General features: G+C 58.3%; 16 protein-coding genes. 14 read left to right on the forward strand and 2 right to left on the reverse strand.

The features are described from left to right. Positions 1-16: 16 nt before the first annotated feature. Together ppx and rhlB are read right to left on the reverse strand one after the other, a co-directional pair. Positions 17-1,513: an exopolyphosphatase gene (ppx, locus tag ATE40_RS21510; RefSeq protein WP_019452565.1), complete on the reverse strand. Its 1,497-nt coding sequence runs from the start codon at positions 1,511-1,513 to the stop codon at positions 17-19. A 5-nt stretch (positions 1,514-1,518) separates the two neighbouring features. Next, positions 1,519-2,805 carry an ATP-dependent RNA helicase RhlB gene (rhlB, locus tag ATE40_RS21515; protein ID WP_025160400.1) on the reverse strand — a complete coding sequence of 429 codons (1,287 nt, stop codon included), beginning with the start codon at positions 2,803-2,805 and terminating at the stop codon, positions 1,519-1,521. Between the two features lie 131 nt (positions 2,806-2,936). On the opposite strand from rhlB, the gene trxA reads away from it, so the two are divergent. The 14 genes from trxA to wecG all read left to right on the forward strand — a co-directional run bounded on the left by trxA (position 2,937) and on the right by wecG (position 18,136). Then, positions 2,937-3,263 (forward strand): thioredoxin TrxA, encoded by a 327-nt coding sequence (gene trxA / locus ATE40_RS21520; protein WP_004934187.1) that lies wholly within the window; start codon positions 2,937-2,939, stop codon positions 3,261-3,263. Positions 3,264-3,662: 399 nt separating this feature from the next. After that, a complete protein-coding gene (gene rho, locus ATE40_RS21525) occupies positions 3,663-4,922 on the forward strand; it encodes a transcription termination factor Rho (protein WP_004934188.1) in 1,260 nt (419 codons plus the stop codon). A gap of 296 nt (positions 4,923-5,218) precedes the next feature. Then, entirely contained in the window at positions 5,219-6,316 is a 1,098-nt protein-coding gene (wecA, locus tag ATE40_RS21530) for a UDP-N-acetylglucosamine--undecaprenyl-phosphate N-acetylglucosaminephosphotransferase (protein ID WP_025160399.1), read from the forward strand. Between the two features lie 27 nt (positions 6,317-6,343). After that, positions 6,344-7,396 carry an ECA polysaccharide chain length modulation protein gene (wzzE, locus tag ATE40_RS21535; RefSeq protein ID WP_029988858.1) on the forward strand — a complete coding sequence of 351 codons (1,053 nt, stop codon included), beginning with the start codon at positions 6,344-6,346 and terminating at the stop codon, positions 7,394-7,396. An 86-nt stretch (positions 7,397-7,482) separates the two neighbouring features. Beyond that, the gene (wecB, locus tag ATE40_RS21540) at positions 7,483-8,613 is read left to right on the forward strand and encodes a non-hydrolyzing UDP-N-acetylglucosamine 2-epimerase (protein WP_025160397.1); all 1,131 of its coding nucleotides are present in this window, start codon (positions 7,483-7,485) and stop codon (positions 8,611-8,613) included. Continuing rightward, complete coding sequence (gene wecC, locus ATE40_RS21545) at positions 8,610-9,872, forward strand: UDP-N-acetyl-D-mannosamine dehydrogenase (RefSeq protein ID WP_019452560.1); 1,263 nt, start codon at positions 8,610-8,612, stop codon at positions 9,870-9,872. The genes wecB and wecC overlap by 4 nt, the downstream gene beginning before the upstream one ends. After that, a complete protein-coding gene (rffG, locus tag ATE40_RS21550) occupies positions 9,869-10,936 on the forward strand; it encodes a dTDP-glucose 4,6-dehydratase (protein WP_063918215.1) in 1,068 nt (355 codons plus the stop codon). Before wecC ends, rffG begins: the two co-directional genes overlap by 4 nt. 48 nt (positions 10,937-10,984) lie before the next feature. Continuing rightward, positions 10,985-11,866 (forward strand): glucose-1-phosphate thymidylyltransferase RfbA, encoded by an 882-nt coding sequence (gene rfbA, locus ATE40_RS21555; protein WP_019452558.1) that lies wholly within the window; start codon positions 10,985-10,987, stop codon positions 11,864-11,866. Continuing rightward, complete coding sequence (gene rffC, locus ATE40_RS21560; RefSeq protein ID WP_063918214.1) at positions 11,844-12,566, forward strand: dTDP-4-amino-4,6-dideoxy-D-galactose acyltransferase; 723 nt, start codon at positions 11,844-11,846, stop codon at positions 12,564-12,566. The genes rfbA and rffC overlap by 23 nt, the downstream gene beginning before the upstream one ends. Then, on the forward strand, positions 12,553-13,683 hold the full coding sequence (gene rffA / locus ATE40_RS21565; RefSeq protein WP_063918213.1) for a dTDP-4-amino-4,6-dideoxygalactose transaminase: 1,131 nt from the start codon (positions 12,553-12,555) through the stop codon (positions 13,681-13,683). Before rffC ends, rffA begins: the two co-directional genes overlap by 14 nt. A gap of 1 nt (position 13,684) precedes the next feature. After that, positions 13,685-14,935, forward strand: a complete 1,251-nt coding sequence (gene wzxE / locus ATE40_RS21570; protein WP_063918212.1) for a lipid III flippase WzxE — start codon at positions 13,685-13,687, stop codon at positions 14,933-14,935. Then, positions 14,932-16,017 carry a TDP-N-acetylfucosamine:lipid II N-acetylfucosaminyltransferase gene (locus tag ATE40_RS21575; RefSeq protein WP_063918211.1) on the forward strand — a complete coding sequence of 362 codons (1,086 nt, stop codon included), beginning with the start codon at positions 14,932-14,934 and terminating at the stop codon, positions 16,015-16,017. The genes wzxE and ATE40_RS21575 overlap by 4 nt, the downstream gene beginning before the upstream one ends. Then, positions 16,014-17,381: an ECA oligosaccharide polymerase gene (gene wzyE / locus ATE40_RS21580; protein ID WP_063918210.1), complete on the forward strand. Its 1,368-nt coding sequence runs from the start codon at positions 16,014-16,016 to the stop codon at positions 17,379-17,381. The genes ATE40_RS21575 and wzyE overlap by 4 nt, the downstream gene beginning before the upstream one ends. A 14-nt stretch (positions 17,382-17,395) precedes the next feature. After that, entirely contained in the window at positions 17,396-18,136 is a 741-nt protein-coding gene (wecG, locus tag ATE40_RS21585; RefSeq protein ID WP_063918209.1) for a lipopolysaccharide N-acetylmannosaminouronosyltransferase, read from the forward strand. The last annotated feature ends 205 nt before the right edge of the window (positions 18,137-18,341 follow it).

Here is an 18,341-nt window from a genome sequence, read left to right on the forward strand (position 1 = left end):
TCGCGCCCTTGTCATTTCAACGTTGCTCTTCCAACCGCAGCGTCCAGTGGACGTAACTCTGCCAGTGGCTTTCCTGCTCCAGCGCCTCGGCGCGCAGCGGATGCTGTTCCAGCCAGCCTGGCGGCAAGATCACCGTCAGTTCATCATCCTGATTGGCGCGTAAACGTACCGCCGGCAGCGTGTCGTCGCGGCGGCGGCTGGCGAAGATGATCGCCAGGCGCAAAATGCGGCACAGACGCTGCGCGGTGCGCGGCGGCAGGGCGTTTTGCTGGTTCAACAGCGACAGGTCGAGGGTGTTGCTCTGGTTTTGCAGCAGGGTGGCCAGCAGTTTTTTCTGCGCTGGGGTAAAGCCGGGGAGATCCAGATGGCGAATCAGGTAGGCGGCGTGTTGCGGCGCCTGCTTGAAATCGACGCTGAGGCCGAGCTCGTGGATTAGACAGGCGCTGTGCAACAGCTCGCGACATCGTGCATCCAGCTGCCACTCGTTGGCGACCTGCTGCGAGAAGTTGGCGGCGAGCTGGCTGACGCGTTCGGCCTGTTCGGTATCGATCAGGTAACGACGCTGCAGGTTGCGGATAGTGCGAATGCGGATATCCTGTTCCACCGGCAGATGCAGCATGCCGTAAACCAGGCCTTCGCGCAGCGCCCCGCCGGCCAGCATCATGCTCTCGATGCCCAGCTCCTGGAAGATGGCCAGCAGAATGGACAGGCCGCTTGGAAACACCAGCGCGCGCTCCAGCGTTAACCCTTCTATCTCCAGCTCTTCCAGCTTGCCGCACTGAATGGCGCGTTGTTTCAGCTGGCGCAATTTGGCCAGGGTGATGCGCTCATCCATGCCTTGCGCCACCATGATCTCCTGCAGCGCTTGCACGGTGCCGGAAGCGCCGACGCAAACCTGCCAACCCTGCTGGCGCAGCTGTGGCGCGATCGGCCGCACCATTTCGCGCGCGGCCTGTTCGGCGCGCTCGAAGTTTTCTTGCGCGAGGTTGCGATCGCTGAAGTAGCGTTCCAGCCAGGTGACGCAGCCCATCGACAGGCTATACAGCTGCGATGCCTGCGCGCCGGTGCCGGTGACCAGTTCGGTGCTGCCGCCGCCGATATCGACGACCAGCCGCTGATCCGGCCCGCCGGTGGTGTGTGCGACACCGTGATAAATCAGCCGTGCCTCTTCTTCACCGCTGATCACCTGTACCGGGCAGCCGAGGATGTGCTCGGCGGCCTGCAGAAACTCATCGGCGTTGGACGCCAGACGCAGCGTGGCGGTGGCGACAACGCGGATTTGCTCGCGCGGAATGTCCTGCAGGCGTTCGGAGAACAGCCGAAGACACTGCCAGCCGCGCTGCATGGCCTCATGCGACAGGTGATTGTTCTGATCCAGCCCGGCCGCCAGGCGCACTTTGCGCTTGATCCGCGCCAGAGTCTGAATGCTGCCGGCCACCTCGCGCACCACCAGCATATGGAAGCTGTTGGAGCCGAGATCGATGGCAGCATAAAGCGTGCTGGAACTGAGCATGGCGATCAGCTCGAACGTTTACGGTTGTTGCGCGGCGCGCCGCCGCGACGAGGCGCGGAGTTGCGACGTGGGCCGTTGCCGCCGCGCGGACGCGACAGGCGCTTCGGTGCCGGCAGATCGGTCAGCAGCGCATCGCTGTTGTACTTGCTCACCGGAATGCTGTGGTCGATATAGGTCTCGATCGCCGGCAGGTTGAGCGCGTACTCTTCACAAGCCAGACTGATGGAGTGACCGCTGGCGCCTGCGCGGCCGGTACGGCCGATGCGGTGCACGTAGTCTTCGCAGTCGTCAGGCAGATCGTAGTTGAAAACGTGCGTGACGGCAGGGATGTGCAGACCGCGCGCGGCGACGTCGGTGGCGACCAGGATATCGAGGTTGCCCTTGGTGAAGTCGTCGAGGATGCGCAGGCGTTTTTTCTGCGCCACGTCACCGGTCAGCAGGCCGACGCGGTGACCGTCGGCGGCCAGGTGGCCCCAGATGTCTTCGCAGCGGTGCTTGGTGTTGGCGAAGATGATGGCGCGATCCGGCCACTCTTCTTCGATCAGCGTCTGCAGCAGACGCATTTTTTCTTCGTTGGACGGGTAGAACAGCTCTTCTTTAATGCGGTGGCCGGTTTTCTGTTCCGGTTCCACTTCAACATATTCGGCGTTGTTCATCTGCTCGAAGGCCAGCTCGCGTACGCGATAGGACAGGGTGGCGGAGAACAGCATGTTCAGGCGTTGATCGGCCGCAGGCATGCGACGGAACAGCCAACGGATGTCTTTGATAAAGCCCAGATCGTACATGCGATCGGCTTCATCCAGCACGACAACCTGCATCGCGCCGAGATCGACATAGTTCTGTTTGGTGTAATCGATTAAACGGCCGGTGGTGCCAATCAGAATATCCACGCCGCTTTCCAGCACTTTCAGCTGTTTGTCGTAGCCGTCGCCGCCGTAGGCCAGGCCCAGTTTCAGGCCGGTGGTCTGGGAGAGAGCTTCCGCATCGGAGTGGATTTGCACCGCCAGTTCACGCGTAGGCGCCATGATCAAGGCGCGCGGCTGATTGGTCTGGCGATCCTGTTTCGCCGGGTGAGTCAGCAAATAGTGAAAAGTAGACGCCAAAAACGCCAGCGTCTTTCCGGTACCGGTTTGCGCCTGACCTGCAACGTCACGCCCGGAGAGCGTGAGCGGCAATGCTAACGCCTGGATGGGCGTGCAATTGTGAAACCCTTTTTTCTCAAGGGCTTCAAGGACTAACGGGTGCAGGGCGAAGTCGGAAAACTTCTGTTCGGTCAAGTGTGTTTTGCTCATAGTGTGGTAGAATATCAGCTAACTATTGCTTTACGAAAGCACATCCGTTGAAATAAACGCGGTGCAATAAAATCACCTTGAGTTGGTTAATGCTACACCAACAAGGTAGACATAATCCTGTGGAGTAGAACATGAGCGATAAAATTATTCACCTGACTGACAGCAGCTTCGAAGCCGATGTGCTGAAAGCGGAAGGGCCGATCCTGGTCGATTTCTGGGCTGAATGGTGTGGGCCGTGCAAGATGATTGCTCCGATTCTGGATGAGATTGCCGAAGAGTTCGAAGGCAAGCTGACCATCACCAAGCTGAATATCGATCAGAACCCGGCTACCGCGCCTAAGTACGGTATCCGTGGCATCCCTACGCTGTTGCTGTTCAAGAACGGTGAAGTGGCCGCGACCAAGGTGGGCGCGTTGTCCAAAGGTCAGCTCAAAGATTTCCTGAACGCGAATCTGTAATCGGGCGGGAAGCCCCATATCAGGCGGCTGGCGGTGATGTTCAATTCACCGCTAGACGCCTGCCAAGAAGCGTGTTAAGTTTAACCACACTGCATATAGAACTTGCCCGAAGTTTTAAATCTAAAGAGTTTGAATCTAAAGCTATACTCTGTGTTGAACCACTGGCGTTGAAAGTAAACTGAACTCAGCCCGTGTTTTGGCAATCAAACGGTTTTGCAAAATCATTTTTAAGGTACCTTCGATCTTCAACCGTCAATGCGTACGCCCGATGTAAGCCATTTCTTACCGCGACGGCTCTGCGCCCGGTGATCGAACGTCCAGTAGACAGGCACGCATTTCGCTGCCATACCATTCACGATACAAGTTCGAGACATACCCCGAGTTTAAGAACCCACCATTATGAATCTTACCGAATTAAAGAATACGCCGGTTTCTGAGCTGATTACTCTCGGCGAAAATATGGGGCTGGAAAACCTTGCCCGCATGCGCAAGCAGGACATTATCTTCTCCATTCTGAAGCAACATGCGAAAAGCGGAGAAGATATCTTCGGCGACGGCGTGCTCGAGATATTGCAGGATGGATTCGGTTTCCTCCGCTCTGGAGACAGTTCCTACCTCGCCGGTCCCGACGACATCTACGTATCCCCTAGCCAAATCCGCCGTTTCAACCTCCGCACAGGTGACACCATTTCCGGTAAGATTCGTCCGCCAAAAGAAGGCGAGCGCTATTTTGCCCTGTTGAAAGTCAACGAAGTCAACTACGACAAGCCGGAAAACGCCCGCAGCAAGATCCTGTTCGAGAACTTGACGCCGCTGCACGCCAATTCACGTCTGCGGATGGAGCGCGGCAACGGCTCTACCGAAGACCTGACGGCGCGCGTACTGGATCTGGCGGCGCCGATTGGCCGCGGCCAACGTGGCCTGATCGTGGCACCGCCGAAAGCCGGTAAAACCATGCTGCTGCAGAACATCGCGCAGAGCATCGCCTACAACCACCCAGACTGCGTGCTGATGGTGCTGCTGATCGACGAGCGTCCGGAAGAAGTGACCGAGATGCAGCGTCTGGTGAAAGGCGAAGTGATCGCCTCGACCTTCGACGAGCCGGCTTCGCGTCACGTGCAAGTGGCCGAAATGGTGATCGAGAAGGCCAAGCGCCTGGTTGAACACAAGAAAGACGTTATCATTCTGCTCGACTCCATCACCCGTCTGGCGCGCGCCTACAACACCGTGGTACCGGCCTCCGGCAAGGTGCTGACCGGTGGTGTGGACGCCAACGCCCTGCACCGTCCGAAGCGTTTCTTCGGTGCGGCGCGTAACGTGGAAGAGGGCGGCAGCCTGACCATCATCGCGACTGCGCTGGTTGATACCGGTTCGAAGATGGACGAAGTGATCTACGAAGAATTTAAAGGCACCGGTAACATGGAATTGCACTTGGCGCGTAAAATCGCCGAGAAACGCGTATTCCCTGCGATCGATTACAACCGTTCCGGTACTCGTAAAGAAGAGCTGCTCACCACCTCCGAAGAGCTGCAAAAAATGTGGATCCTGCGCAAAATCATTCACCCGATGGGTGAGATTGACGCGATGGAGTTCCTCATTAATAAGTTGGCGATGACCAAAACCAACGATGAATTCTTCGATATGATGAAACGCTCATAATTCGTTAAAAAATTCGCTGAACGCCACGCCTAGTCGTGGCGTTTTTCGCTTTTGGCGGATACGATAAGTAGCAGTAATGGAAAAGTAAGTTGTTTCCTCGACTTATTGAGAATTCATCTTGTTTGTCGGTCGGTTCTTCGCCGATCGGCTTTGCTGCTGTCATTTTGTCAGCCGAAGCGAAGAAAATAGGCATGAATCACCGTTGTCATAGGAAATGACCGAAAGGTGGCGGGGGCCGATGGCACAAGCTATTGCCCGTGGTAAGCTGCCTTATCTTCTACAGAGATCTGTTAACTGTGAACTTACTCACTATGAGTACTGAAATTCTATTTGTTTTCCTGTTTTCTTTGGCTTTTCTCTTTGTTGCCCGCAAGGCGGCAAAACGTATTGGTCTGGTAGATAAACCCAATTATCGCAAACGCCACCAGGGGCTGATTCCGCTGGTCGGCGGTATTTCCGTTTATGCAGGGTTGTGCTTCGCGTTTTGGATTTCCGAACAACCTATCGCGCACGCCAAGCTTTATCTTACCTGCGCCGGCATTCTGGTGTTTGTGGGGGCGCTCGACGATCGTTTCGACATCAGCGTTAAAATTCGCGCCCTGGTGCAGGCGTTGGTCGGCATCGCCATGATGGTCTTCGCCGGGCTGTACCTGCGCAGCTTCGGCCATGTGCTGGGCGACTGGGAGATGCTGCTGGGGCCGTTCGGCTATCTGGTGACGCTGTTCGCGGTATGGGCGGCGATCAACGCCTTCAACATGGTCGACGGCATCGATGGTCTGCTGGGGGGGCTGTCGTGCGTCTCCTTCGGCGCGCTGGGCCTGTTGCTGTACCTGAGCGGCCATCATGAGCTGGCGTTCTGGTGCTTTGCGATGATCGCCACCATCGTTCCCTATATTTTGCTCAACCTCGGTATTCTCGGTCGCCGCTATAAGGTGTTCATGGGGGATGCCGGCAGTACCCTGATCGGCTTTACTGCCATCTGGCTGCTGCTGCAAAGCTCGCAGGGAAAGGCGCACTCGATTAACCCGGTGACCGCGCTGTGGATCATCGCTATTCCGCTGATGGACATGATAGCAATCATGTATCGTCGTTTACGCAAGGGGATGAGCCCCTTCTCTCCCGATCGTCAACATATTCACCACCTGATCATGCGCGCCGGCTTTACGCCGCGGCAGGCTTTCGTGTTGATCACCCTGGCGGCCGCATTGCTGGCTGCGGTTGGCGTGATTGGCGAACGCCTGACTTTTATCCCTGAGTGGGTTATGTTGGCATTATTCTTGCTTGCATTCTTCCTGTACGGTTACTGCATCAAGCGCGCCTGGCGGGTTGCGCGGTACATTAAGCGTATCAAGCGCCGGTTGCGGCGTTCGGGCGATAACAAGCAAGTACCTTAACCAGAGACCAGAGGCTTTTTGGCTGTGATGAATCCAGAAACAACGTCTGACAAGCATACCCCGGCGGTGGATAACGAACTCGATATCCGCGGCCTGTGCTGCACCCTGTGGCGCGGCAAACCGTGGATTATCGGCATTGCGGTGCTGTTCGCGGCGGTCGCGCTGATCGTCTCTTACCTGGTTAAGCAAGAGTGGAGCGCCACCGCAATCACGGACAGACCTACGGTGAATGCGCTGGGCGGTTACTACTCGCAGCAGCAGTTCCTGCGTAATCTGGACGTGCGTACGTTGCCGGCGACGGCCGGCGATCAGCCGAGCATCGCGGACGAAGCATACAATGAGTTCATCATGCAGCTGGCGGCTTATGATACGCGTCGCGATTTCTGGCTGCAGAGCGATTACTACAAGCAGCGTCAGGAAGGGGATGCCCGCGCCGATGCGGCATTGCTCGACGAGCTGATCAACAACATCCTGTTCACGCCGCGCGACGACAAGAAAGTACCGAACGACGGCGTGAAGCTGACGGCGGAAACCGCTGCGGACGCCAACCGCCTGCTGCGCCAATACGTGGCCTTCGCCAGCCATCGCGCGGCCCTGCACCTGAACGAAGAAATTCAGGGCGCCTGGGCCGCTCGCACCACCTCGATGAAGGCGCAGGTCAAGCGCCAGGAAGCGGTGGCAGAGTCGGTTTACAAGCGTGAGCTGAACACCACGCAGCAGGCGCTGAAAATCGCCGAGAGCCAGGGGATCAGCCGTACACAAACCGACACCCCGGCCGAACAACTGCCGGATTCGGATCTGTTCCTGCTGGGCCGGCCAATGCTGCAGGCGCGTCTGGAAGGCCTGCAGGCTTCCGGCCCGACCTACGATCTGGATTACGATCAGAACCGCGCGATGCTGGCGACGCTGAACGTTGGCCCGACGTTGGATGAGAAGTTCCAGACCTATCGCTATTTACGTACGCCGGAAGAGCCGGTAAAACGCGACAGCCCACGCCGGGTCTTCTGGCTGATTCTGTGGGGCGCGATGGGCGCTTTGGTTGGCGCGGGTGTTGCCTTGGCGCGTCGGCCGCGTAGTTAAAAAATAATATAATAATCTGATGCAGGGCGCGTGAGCGCCCCATTCGCAGGCGGGGCCTGCGATTAACCGACCAAAAGAGATTCGCTGTGAAAGTGTTGACTGTTTTCGGCACCAGGCCTGAAGCCATTAAGATGGCGCCGCTGGTACATGCACTGGCCCAGGACGAGGCCTTTGACGCAAGAGTCTGCGTAACGGCACAGCATCGAGAGATGTTGGATCAGGTTTTGCGGTTGTTTGAGATCACGCCGGATTACGACCTGAACATCATGAAACCCGGCCAGGGGCTAACGGAGATCACCTGCCGTATTCTGGAAGGGTTGAAAGGGGTGCTGGAAGATTTCAAACCGGACGTGGTGCTGGTGCACGGCGATACCACCACCACGCTGGCGACCAGCCTGGCGGCGTTCTATCAACGCATCCCTGTCGGGCATGTCGAGGCCGGCCTGCGCACCGGAAATCTGTATTCTCCCTGGCCGGAAGAGGCCAACCGCAAACTGACCGGCCATTTGGCGATGTACCATTTCGCGCCTACCGAGAACTCACGCCAAAATCTGTTGCGCGAGCTGCTGCCTGACAACCGCATTTTCGTGACCGGCAATACGGTGATCGACGCGCTGTTCTGGGTGCGCGATCGCGTGATGAGCGATGCCGCATTGCGGGCTAGCCTGGCGCAGCGTTACCCGTTCCTCGACGCTGACAAGAAACTGATTCTGGTCACCGGCCATCGCCGCGAAAGCTTTGGCGGCGGCTTTGAGCGAATTTGCAGCGCGCTGGCGGAGATCGCCCGCAACCACCCGGAAGTGCAGGTGGTGTATCCGGTGCATCTCAACCCGAACGTCAGCGAGCCGGTGAATCGCATTTTGAAAGGCATCGACAACGTCATGCTGATCGAACCGCAGGATTATCTGCCGTTTGTCTATCTGATGACGCACGCTTACATGATCCTCACCGATTCCGGCGGCATTCAGGAAGAAGCGCCGTCGTTAGGCAAACCGGTGCTGGTGATGCGCGACACCACCGAACGCCCGGAAGCGATAGATGCGGGCACGGTGCGTTTGGTCGGCACCGACGTGGCTAAAATTGTTGAAGCAGTGACCCGGCTGTTGACGGACGAAAGCGAATATCACGCGATGAGCCGGGCGCACAACCCATACGGTGACGGTCATGCCTGTCAGCGTATCCTCGAAGCTTTAAAGAATCATCAGGTGGCACTATGAGTTTTGACACTATTTCGGTTATCGGCCTGGGTTATATCGGCTTGCCAACGGCGGCGGCGTTTGCCTCCCGCAAGAAAAAAGTGGTGGGCGTAGATGTTAACCAACATGCGGTAGATACCATTAACCGCGGTGCGATCCACATCGTCGAACCGGATCTGGACAAAGTGGTCAAGGAGGCTGTCGACGGCGGTTTCCTGCAGGCGGTAACCAAACCGCTGGCGGCCGATGCGTTCCTGATCGCGGTGCCTACGCCGTTCAAAGGCGACCATGAGCCGGATCTGGCCTTTGTTGAAGCGGCGGCGAAATCGCTGGCGCCGGTGCTGAAAAAGGGCGATCTGGTGATCCTTGAGTCCACTTCGCCGGTGGGCGCCACCGAACAGATGGCGGCATGGTTGGCGCAGGCGCGCAGCGATCTGAGCTTCCCGCAGCAGGCGGGCGAAGCGGCGGACGTGAATATCGCCTACTGCCCGGAGCGCGTGTTGCCGGGGCAGGTGATGGTGGAACTGATTCAAAACGACCGCGTGATCGGCGGCATGACGCCGAAGTGTTCGGCGCGCGCCAGCGAGCTGTACAAGATTTTCCTCGAGGGGGAATGCGTGGTTACCAACTCGCGCACCGCCGAGATGTGCAAGCTGACGGAAAACAGCTTCCGTGACGTGAACATCGCCTTTGCTAACGAACTGTCGTTGATCTGCGCCGAACAGGGGATCAACGTCTGGGAACTGATTCGCCTGGCGAATCGTCACCCGCGGGTGAATATTCTGCAGCCGGGGCCAGGCGTCGGCGGCCACTGCATCGCCGTCGATCCGTGGTTTATCGTGGCGCAGAACCCACAGCAGGCGCGCTTGATCCACACCGCGCGTCTGGTGAACGACGGCAAACCGCTGTGGGTGGTCGATCGGGTGAAAGCGGCGGTGGCCGATTGTCTGGCCGCCACCGACAAGCGTGCGTCTGAGGTGAAAATCGCCTGCTTCGGCCTGGCCTTCAAGCCGAATATTGACGATCTGCGTGAAAGCCCGGCGGTAGAAGTCGCGCACCTGATCGCCGAATGGCACGTTGGCGAAACGCTGGCGGTGGAACCGAACGTCGAACAGCTGCCGAAGTCACTGGCGGGCCATGTGACGTTGACGCCAATCGCCGAGGCGTTGCAGCAGGCGGATGTGATCGTGATGTTGGTCGATCACCAGCAGTTCAAGGCCATCCGGCCGGAAGAGATCAAGCAAAGTTGGGTAGTGGATACTAAGGGAGTCTGGCGTTGAAGCGTATCTTGGTGACTGGTGGCGCCGGATTCATCGGTTCTGCGGTCGTGCGGCATATCATCGAGGCCACTGGCGATAGCGTGGTGGTGGTGGATAAGCTGACCTATGCCGGTAACCTCGAGTCGCTGGCGGTGGTGGCTGAGAGCGATCGCTATGCTTTCGAGCAGGCCGACATTTGCGATCGCGCCGAGATGGATCGGGTGTTCGCCCAGTATCAGCCGGACGTGGTGATGCACCTGGCGGCGGAAAGCCACGTCGATCGCTCTATCGACGGCCCAGCGGCATTTATCGAGACTAACGTGGTCGGCACTTACACCCTGCTGGAAGCGGCGCGTCACTACTGGCAGCCGCTGGTGGCGGAGAAGAAACTGGCCTTCCGCTTCCATCATATCTCCACCGACGAAGTGTACGGGGATCTGCACGGCACCGACGATCTGTTCACCGAAACCACGCCGTATGCGCCGAGCAGCCCGTATTCCGCTTCCAAAGCGTCGAGCGATCATCTGGTGCGCGCCTGGTTGCGTACCTACGGTTTGCCGACTCTCGTCACCAACTGTTCGAACAACTACGGTCCTTATCACTTCCCGGAGAAGCTGATTCCGTTGGTGATCCTGAATGCGGTAGCCGGCAAACCGCTGCCGGTATACGGCAACGGCGCGCAGGTGCGTGACTGGCTGTATGTCGAAGATCACGCGCGCGCGCTCTATCAGGTCGTGACCGAAGGCGTGGTGGGCGAAACTTACAATATTGGCGGCCATAACGAGCGCAAGAATATCGAAGTGGTGCAGACCATTTGCGATCTGTTGGAAGAACTGGCGCCGAACAAACCGCAAGGCGTGGCGAACTACCGCGATCTGATCACTTACGTCAAGGATCGCCCGGGCCACGATATGCGTTACGCTATCGACGCCGGCAAAATCGATCGTGAATTGGGCTGGCGGCCGCAGGAAACGTTCGAAAGCGGCCTTCGCAAAACCGTGGTTTGGTACCTGAACAACGAAACCTGGTGGCGCCGGGTGCAAGACGGTTCTTATGCCGGCGAGCGTTTAGGGCTGTCAGATTAATTTAACGCCGCGCCGCTTTGGGGCGGTACGGCGGGCTTTGGAGTGAGTATGAAAGGCATTATTCTGGCCGGCGGTTCCGGTACGCGTCTGCATCCGATTACTCGTGGCGTGTCCAAGCAACTGCTGCCGATCTATGACAAACCGATGATCTATTATCCGCTGTCGGTGCTGATGCTGGCAGGGATCAAAGATATTCTGATTATCTCCACGCCGGAAGATCTGCCTTCATTCAAGAGGCTCTTGGGCAGCGGCGAAGAGTTCGGCATCAATCTCAGCTATGCCGAACAGCCGAGTCCCGAAGGCTTGGCCCAGGCATTTCTGATCGGTGAAGAATTTCTGGCCGGTGAGCCAAGCTGTTTGGTGTTGGGCGACAATATTTACTTTGGCCAGGGGTTCAGCCCCAAACTGAGAAGCGTTGCGGCGCGCACTACCGGCGCGACCGTATTCGGTTATCAGGTGATGGATCCCGAGCGCTTTGGCGTGGTGGAATTTGACGACCGCTTCCGTGCGCTGTCGATCGAAGAAAAACCGGTTAAACCGAAGTCTAACTGGGCGGTGACCGGCCTGTATTTCTACGATAGCCAAGTGGTGGAGTTCGCCAAGCAGGTGAAGCCTTCTGAGCGTGGCGAGCTGGAAATTACCAGCATTAACCAGATGTATCTGGAACGCGGAGAGCTGACCGTCGAGCTGTTGGGGCGCGGTTTTGCCTGGCTGGACACCGGCACGCACGACAGCCTGCTGGAAGCCAGCAGCTTCGTGCAGACGGTCGAGAAACGCCAGGGCTTTAAAATCGCCTGTCTCGAGGAGATCGCCTGGCGTAATGGCTGGCTGGATGATGACGGCGTGAAGCGCGCGGCTCAGACGCTGGCCAAAACCGGTTATGGCAAATACTTACTGGATTTATTGCATGCGCGTCCACGCCAGTATTGAACCGCTGTATTGGGAGAGCGATTTCTTCCAACTAGATAGCGCCAAGTTACATTTCGACAGCTCGGCGGCGCCCGTGGCCGAGGCTGATTTGGATGCTTATACGTTGGTGCAGGCCAAAATCCCCGCTGACCGCCTGAAGTGGGCCGATGCGCTATCGACGCTGGGATTCCGTCTAGTCGAAGGGGAAGTGGACCTGGCAATGAACGTTGCGCCTGAAAACACGACGGTTGATGCGGTTGCGGTACGTCTGGCCGTTCCCGAGGACATCCCATCGTTGCGCGCTGTCGCCGGTGAGGTGTTTGCCGCCAGCCGGTTTCGCGCACCGTGGTACGATCGCGCCGATAGTGGCCGATTCTATGCGGCCTGGATCGAAAAAGCGGTGCTGGGCACCTTTGATCACCAATGCTTGATGGTATTGAACAACCAGGGGCAACCAGAAGGCTTTGTCAGCCTGCGTGACATTGGCGGCCAGGACATGCGCATCGGCCTGTTGGCGGCTTTCCCCGGCGCATCAGGCCGGGGCATTGGCACTCGGCTGATGGCGGCGGCGATCGCCGAAAGTCGGCGCCAGGGGATGCAGCGCCTGCGGGTGGCGACCCAGATAAGCAATATCGCCGCATTACGACTCTATCAACGACAGGGTGCCGTGATTGAAAGCACCGCGTACTGGTTATACAGAGGTAAACATGATTCCATTTAACGCTCCACCGGTTGTTGGCACTGAATTGGAATATATGCAAGCTGCCATGGGCAGCGGCAAGTTGTGCGGCGACGGCGGTTTTACCCGTCGCTGCCAGCAGTGGATGGAACAGCGTTTCGGCAGCGCGAAAGTATTGTTGACGCCTTCCTGCACCGCGTCGTTGGAAATGGCCGCCATTCTGCTGGATATTCAGCCGGGTGACGAAGTGATCATGCCGAGCTTTACCTTCGTTTCCACTGCCAACGCCTTTGTGCTGCGCGGCGCCAAAGTGGTGTTCGTCGACCTGCGTCCGGATACCATGAACATCGACGAAACCAAAATCGAAGCGGCGATCACTGATAAAACCCGCGCGATCGTGCCGGTACACTACGCCGGTGTCGCCTGCGAGATGGATACCATCATGGCGCTGGCGAAGAAATATAACCTGTTCGTGGTGGAAGACGCCGCGCAGGGCGTGATGTCGACCTACAAAGGCAAGGCATTGGGCACCATCGGCCATATCGGCTGCTTCAGTTTCCATGAAACCAAAAACTATACCGCCGGCGGCGAAGGCGGCGCGACGCTGGTGAACGATCCGGCGCTGGTCGATCGGGCGGAAGTCATCCGCGAGAAAGGCACCAACCGCAGCCAGTTCTTCCGTGGTCAGGTCGACAAATATACCTGGCGCGACATCGGCTCCAGCTATCTGATGTCTGATCTGCAGGCCGCCTACCTGTGGGGCCAGCTGGAAGTGGCGGAACGCATCAATCAGCGCCGCCTGTCGCTGTGGCAGAAGTACTACGACAGTTTCCTGCCGTTGGCGCAGGCCGGCCGCATCGAGCTGCCGAGCGTGCCGGCAGATTGCAAGCACAATGCGCACATGTTCTATATCAAGCTGCGCGATATCAACGATCGCACCGCGTTTATCGACTATTTGAAAGAAGCCGGGATCATGACGGTGTTCCACTATATCCCGCTGCATGAGTGTCCGGCCGGCGAACAGTTCGGTCGCTTTGCCGGCGAAGACCGATACACCTCACAGGAAAGCGCGCGTCTGGTGCGCTTGCCGCTGTTCTACAATATGTCCGATGTTAATCAACGTACGGTTATCAATAGCATACTGAGCTTCTTCGCCTGATATGTCGTTGGCAAAAGCATCGATATGGACCGCCGGCTCTACGCTGATAAAAATCGGCGTGGGGTTGTTGGTGGTGAAACTGCTGGCGGTGGCGTTTGGCCCCAGCGGGGTGGGGCAGGCGGGTAACTTCCGCCAGTTGATTACCGTGCTGGGCGTGCTGTCCGGCGCGGGCATTTTTAACGGCATCACCAAATACGTGGCGGAGTATCACCAGGATCCGCAGCGTCTGCGTCTGGCGGTTGGCACTGCGTCGAGCATCGTGCTGGGCTTTTCGACCTTGTTGGCGCTGGTGTTTCTGTTCGCCGCCGAGCCTATCAGCATAGGGTTGTTCGGGCATGCCGATTATGTCGGCGTGGTGCGCGCCGTGGCTTTCATTCAGATGGGTATCGCCTACGCCAACCTGTTTATGGCGGTGCTGAAAGGCTATCGCGATGCGATGGGTAACGCGCTGGCGGTGATAGGCGGCAGCCTGATCGGCGTGGTGGCTTACTATCTGTGTTTCAAGCTGGGCGGCTATGAAGGCGCGCTGGCGGGGCTGGCGCTGGTGCCGGCGTTGGTGGTGTTGCCGGCAGGGTTGATGTTGTGGCGGCGCAAAACGCTGCCGCTGCGCTATCTGGCACCGCGCTGGGACAAACCGGTGGCCGGCAACCTCGGCAAATTCACCATCATGGCGTTGATCACCTCGGTGACGCTGCCGGTGGCCTACGTGATGATGCGTAACCTGTTGGCCGCGCATTACGGTTGGGATGAGGTGGGGATCTGGCAGGGCGTCAGTAGCATTTCCGATGCCTATCTGCAGTTTATCACCGCCTCGTTTACCGTCTATCTGCTGCCGACGCTGTCGCGGCTGACGGACAAGGGCGCCATCTCGCGAGAGATCGTGCGCTCGCTGAAATTCGTGCTGCCGGCGGTAGCGGCGGCGAGCTTTACGGTGTGGTTGCTGCGCGATTTCGCCATTTGGCTGCTGTTCTCGGACAAATTCGTCGCCATGCGCGATCTGTTTGCCTGGCAGCTGGTGGGCGATGTGCTGAAAGTCGGGGCTTATGTGTTCGGCTATCTGGTGATCGCCAAAGCGTCGCTGCGCTTTTATATCCTGACAGAAGTCAGTCAGTTTCTGCTGCTGACGCTGTTCTCGCATTGGCTGATCCCGCTGCACGGCGCGCTGGGAGCGGCTCAGGCCTATATGGCAACCTACATCGTGTATTTCGCGCTCTGTAGCTGCGTGTTTCTTATTTATCGTAGACGAGTATGACCACACTGATTCACGTTCTGGGATCCGATATCCCGCATCATAACCAGACGGTGCTGCGCTTCTTCAACGACGTGCTGGCGCCGCGTTTGCCGGCTGAGCAGACGCGGCATTTTATGGTGGCGGCCAAGGATGTGGCGGCGTTGGGGGCGTTTCCCGCCCTTAATATTGAGCCTTACGCCGACAAGAAGAGTTTGGCGGCGGCGGTGATCGCTCGTGCCCAGTCCGATCGTGATGCGCGTTTCTTCCTGCATGGCCAATTTAACCCGGGGCTGTGGCTGGCGCTGCTGAGCGGCAAGATCAAGGCGCGTCAGGTCAGTTGGCATATTTGGGGCGCCGATCTGTATGAAGACGCCACCAGCTGGAAATTCCGCCTGTTCTATCTGCTGCGGCGCATTGCGCAGGGGCGGGTGGGGAACGTGTTCGCCACTCGTGGCGACGTGATTCACTACCAGCAGCGCCATGCGCGGGTACCGGCCTCGCTGCTGTATTTCCCGACCCGCATGGACCCGGCGCTGACCGACGTTCACGTCGAAAAAAATCTGGCCGGGCCGATGACGATTCTGGTGGGCAATTCCGGCGATCGCAGCAATCGGCATATCGAAGCGCTGCAGGCGATTCATCAGCAGTTTGGTGCCGACGTGCGCGTGATCCTGCCGATGGGCTATCCGGCCAACAACGACGCCTACATCGAGCAGGTGCGCGCAGCCGGATTGCCGCTGTTCGGCGAGAAAAACCTGCAGCTGCTCACGCAGCAGGTGGCGTTTGAGGATTACCTCAATATTCTGCGCGCCTGCGATCTCGGCTATTTCATTTTCAATCGCCAGCAGGGGATCGGCACCTTGTGCCTGCTGATTCAGTTCGGCGTGCCTTTCGTGCTCAGCCGGCAGAACCCGTTCTGGCAGGATCTGGCGGAACAGCATCTGCCGGTGTTGTTCTATGGTGATTCGCTGGACGAAGCGGTGGTGCGCGAAGCGCAGCGCCAGCTGGCGGCGGTGGATAAACAGGCGATCGCCTTCTTCAATCCGAACTATGTCGACGGCTGGCAGCAAGCCTTGGCGTTGGCGGCGGGAGAGCACTCATGACGTTGGCGCAATTCGGCGGCCTGTTCGTCGTCTATCTGGTCAGCCTGACGTTTATCCTGACGCTGACCTATCAGGAGTTTCGGCGCGTGCGCTTTAACTTCAACGTTTTCTTCTCGCTGCTGTATTTGCTGACGTTTTATTTCGGCTTCCCGCTGACCTGCCTGCTGGTGTTTCAGTTTGACGTCGAGGTGGTGCCGGTGGAGTTTCTGCTGTACGCCCTGCTGTCGGCGACGGCGTTTTACGCCATCTATTACGTCACTTACAAGACGCGGCTGCGCAAGCGGCGCGTTCAGCCGCGCGCGGCGCTGTTCACCATGAACCGGGTAGAGACTCATATGACCTGGGTGTTGCTGGCGCTGGTGGCGATCGGCACCGTAGGGATCTTCTTCATGCAGAACGGCTTCCTGCTGTTCAAGCTCAATTCCTACAGCCAGATCTTCTCCAGCGACGTGTCCGGCGTGGCGCTCAAGCGGTTCTTCTACTTCTTCATTCCGGCCATGCTGGTGGTCTATTTCCTGCGACAGGATCTGCGCGCCTGGTTCTTGTTCCTGGTGGCGACGGTGGCGTTCGGCATTCTGACCTATGTGATCGTCGGCGGCACCCGCGCCAATATCATCATCGCCTTCGCGCTGTTTCTGTTTATCGGCATCGTGCGCGGCTGGATCACGCTGTGGATGCTGGCGGCGGCGGGCATATTCGGCGTGGTCGGCATGTTCTGGCTGGCGTTGAAGCGCTACAGCCTGGACGTCAGCGGCGCGGAAGCGTTTTATACCTTCCTCTATCTGACTCGCGATACCTTCTCGCCGTGGGAAAACCTGGCGCTGCTGCTGCAAAATTACGACAAGATCGACTTCCAGGGGCTGGCGCCGATCGTGCGCGATTTCTATGTCTTTATCCCGACCTGGCTGTGGCCGGGCCGGCCGGACGTGGTGCTGAACTCGGCCAACTATTTCACCTGGGAAGTGCTGAACAACCACTCCGGGCTGGCGATTTCCCCGACGCTGATCGGTTCGCTGGTCGTGATGGGCGGCGCGCTGTTTATCCCGCTCGGTGCGATTCTGGTGGGTATGATCATCAAGTGGTTCGACTGGCTGTACGAGTTGGGCAAAACCGAACCGAACCGCTACAAGGCGGCTATCCTGCAAGGCTTCTGCTTCGGCGCGGTGTTCAACATGATCGTGCTGGCGCGCGAAGGGGTGGACTCCTTCGTGTCGCGCGTGGTGTTCTTCTGCATTATTTTCGGCGCCTGTCTGGTGCTGGCGAAGTTGCTGTATTGGCTGTTCGATACCGCCGGGTTGATCAAGGCCAGAGTGACGCGCGCTCGCGCGCCGGCGTCTCCGCCTCGGGCGAGCGGTCTTTTGTAAGGGTAATGAGAACGATGGAAGCAAAGATTTCGGTGCCGCAGTACGAGCTGCGCGGTTTCAGCCTGTGGGGCTTTCGCGATATGGCGCACTGCATGGACTTTTTGTTCGACGGCGGCCGGGTAAAGCAGGGCACGCTGGTAGCGATGAACGCGGAAAAGATCCTGAAGGCGGAAGAGGACCAAGCGCTGCATGCGTTGCTGGATGAGGCGGAGTACAAGTACGCCGATGGCATCAGCATGGTGCGTTCGATCCGCCGCAAATACCCGGCGGCGGAGGTTTCGCGCGTCGCGGGCGCCGATCTTTGGGAAGCCTTGATGCAGCGCGCCGGGCAGGAAGGCACGCCGGTCTTTCTGGTCGGCGGCAAGCTGGAAGTCCTGGTGGAAACCGAGCAGAAGCTGCGCAGCCAGTGGAATGTCAACCTGGTGGGCAGCCAGGACGGCTATTTCAAGCCGGAGCAGCGAGAGGCGCTGTTCGAGCGTATTCGCGCCAGCGGTGCCGCCATTGTGACGGTAGCGATGGGATCGCCGAAGCAGGAGATTCTGATGCGCGATTGCCGCAAGGTGCATCCACAGGCGCTGTACATGGGCGTAGGCGGCACCTATGACGTGTTTACCGGGCACGTGAAGCGTGCGCCCAAGGTCTGGCAGAACCTCGGCCTGGAGTGGCTCTACCGCCTGCTCAGCCAGCCCAGCCGCATCGGCCGGCAGTTGAAGCTGTTGAAGTTTGTCGGCTACTACTACCGCGGCAAGATGTAATCCCTCATTCGGGGCGGAAAGTGTTGTTCCGCCCCGGTCTGCTATACCAATAATCTGTTTTTGCCCATTTCTCCCGCATATCTATAACCCCCGGCCCTAAACGCCGCCGCATTTATTCCATAAAGTTTTAAATTGCGGTTTGCTTATAGCGGCGAAATGCGAAACGATACCGCCCGGAAATTATCCCTGGCCGCTGCGCCTGTTG

The sequence above is a fragment of the Serratia surfactantfaciens genome (genome assembly GCF_001642805.2).
Lineage (GTDB): Bacteria > Pseudomonadota > Gammaproteobacteria > Enterobacterales > Enterobacteriaceae > Serratia > Serratia surfactantfaciens.

Excerpts from the sequence above, each read along its gene's own strand:
- trxA (WP_004934187.1), top strand. The coding sequence starts at position 2,937 with ATGAGCGATAAAATTATTCACCTGACTGACAGCAGCTTCGAAGCCGAT.
- wecC (WP_019452560.1), top strand. The coding sequence starts at position 8,610 with ATGAGTTTTGACACTATTTCGGTTATCGGCCTGGGTTATATCGGCTTG.
- wzyE (WP_063918210.1), top strand. The coding sequence starts at position 16,014 with ATGACGTTGGCGCAATTCGGCGGCCTGTTCGTCGTCTATCTGGTCAGC.
- ppx (WP_019452565.1), bottom strand. The coding sequence starts at position 1,513 with ATGCTCAGTTCCAGCACGCTTTATGCTGCCATCGATCTCGGCTCCAAC.
- wzzE (WP_029988858.1), top strand. The coding sequence starts at position 6,344 with ATGAATCCAGAAACAACGTCTGACAAGCATACCCCGGCGGTGGATAAC.
- rffC (WP_063918214.1), top strand. The coding sequence starts at position 11,844 with ATGCGCGTCCACGCCAGTATTGAACCGCTGTATTGGGAGAGCGATTTC.
- rhlB (WP_025160400.1), bottom strand. The coding sequence starts at position 2,805 with ATGAGCAAAACACACTTGACCGAACAGAAGTTTTCCGACTTCGCCCTG.
- rho (WP_004934188.1), top strand. The coding sequence starts at position 3,663 with ATGAATCTTACCGAATTAAAGAATACGCCGGTTTCTGAGCTGATTACT.
- ATE40_RS21575 (WP_063918211.1), top strand. The coding sequence starts at position 14,932 with ATGACCACACTGATTCACGTTCTGGGATCCGATATCCCGCATCATAAC.
- wecG (WP_063918209.1), top strand. The coding sequence starts at position 17,396 with ATGGAAGCAAAGATTTCGGTGCCGCAGTACGAGCTGCGCGGTTTCAGC.
- wzxE (WP_063918212.1), top strand. The coding sequence starts at position 13,685 with ATGTCGTTGGCAAAAGCATCGATATGGACCGCCGGCTCTACGCTGATA.
- rfbA (WP_019452558.1), top strand. The coding sequence starts at position 10,985 with ATGAAAGGCATTATTCTGGCCGGCGGTTCCGGTACGCGTCTGCATCCG.
- rffA (WP_063918213.1), top strand. The coding sequence starts at position 12,553 with ATGATTCCATTTAACGCTCCACCGGTTGTTGGCACTGAATTGGAATAT.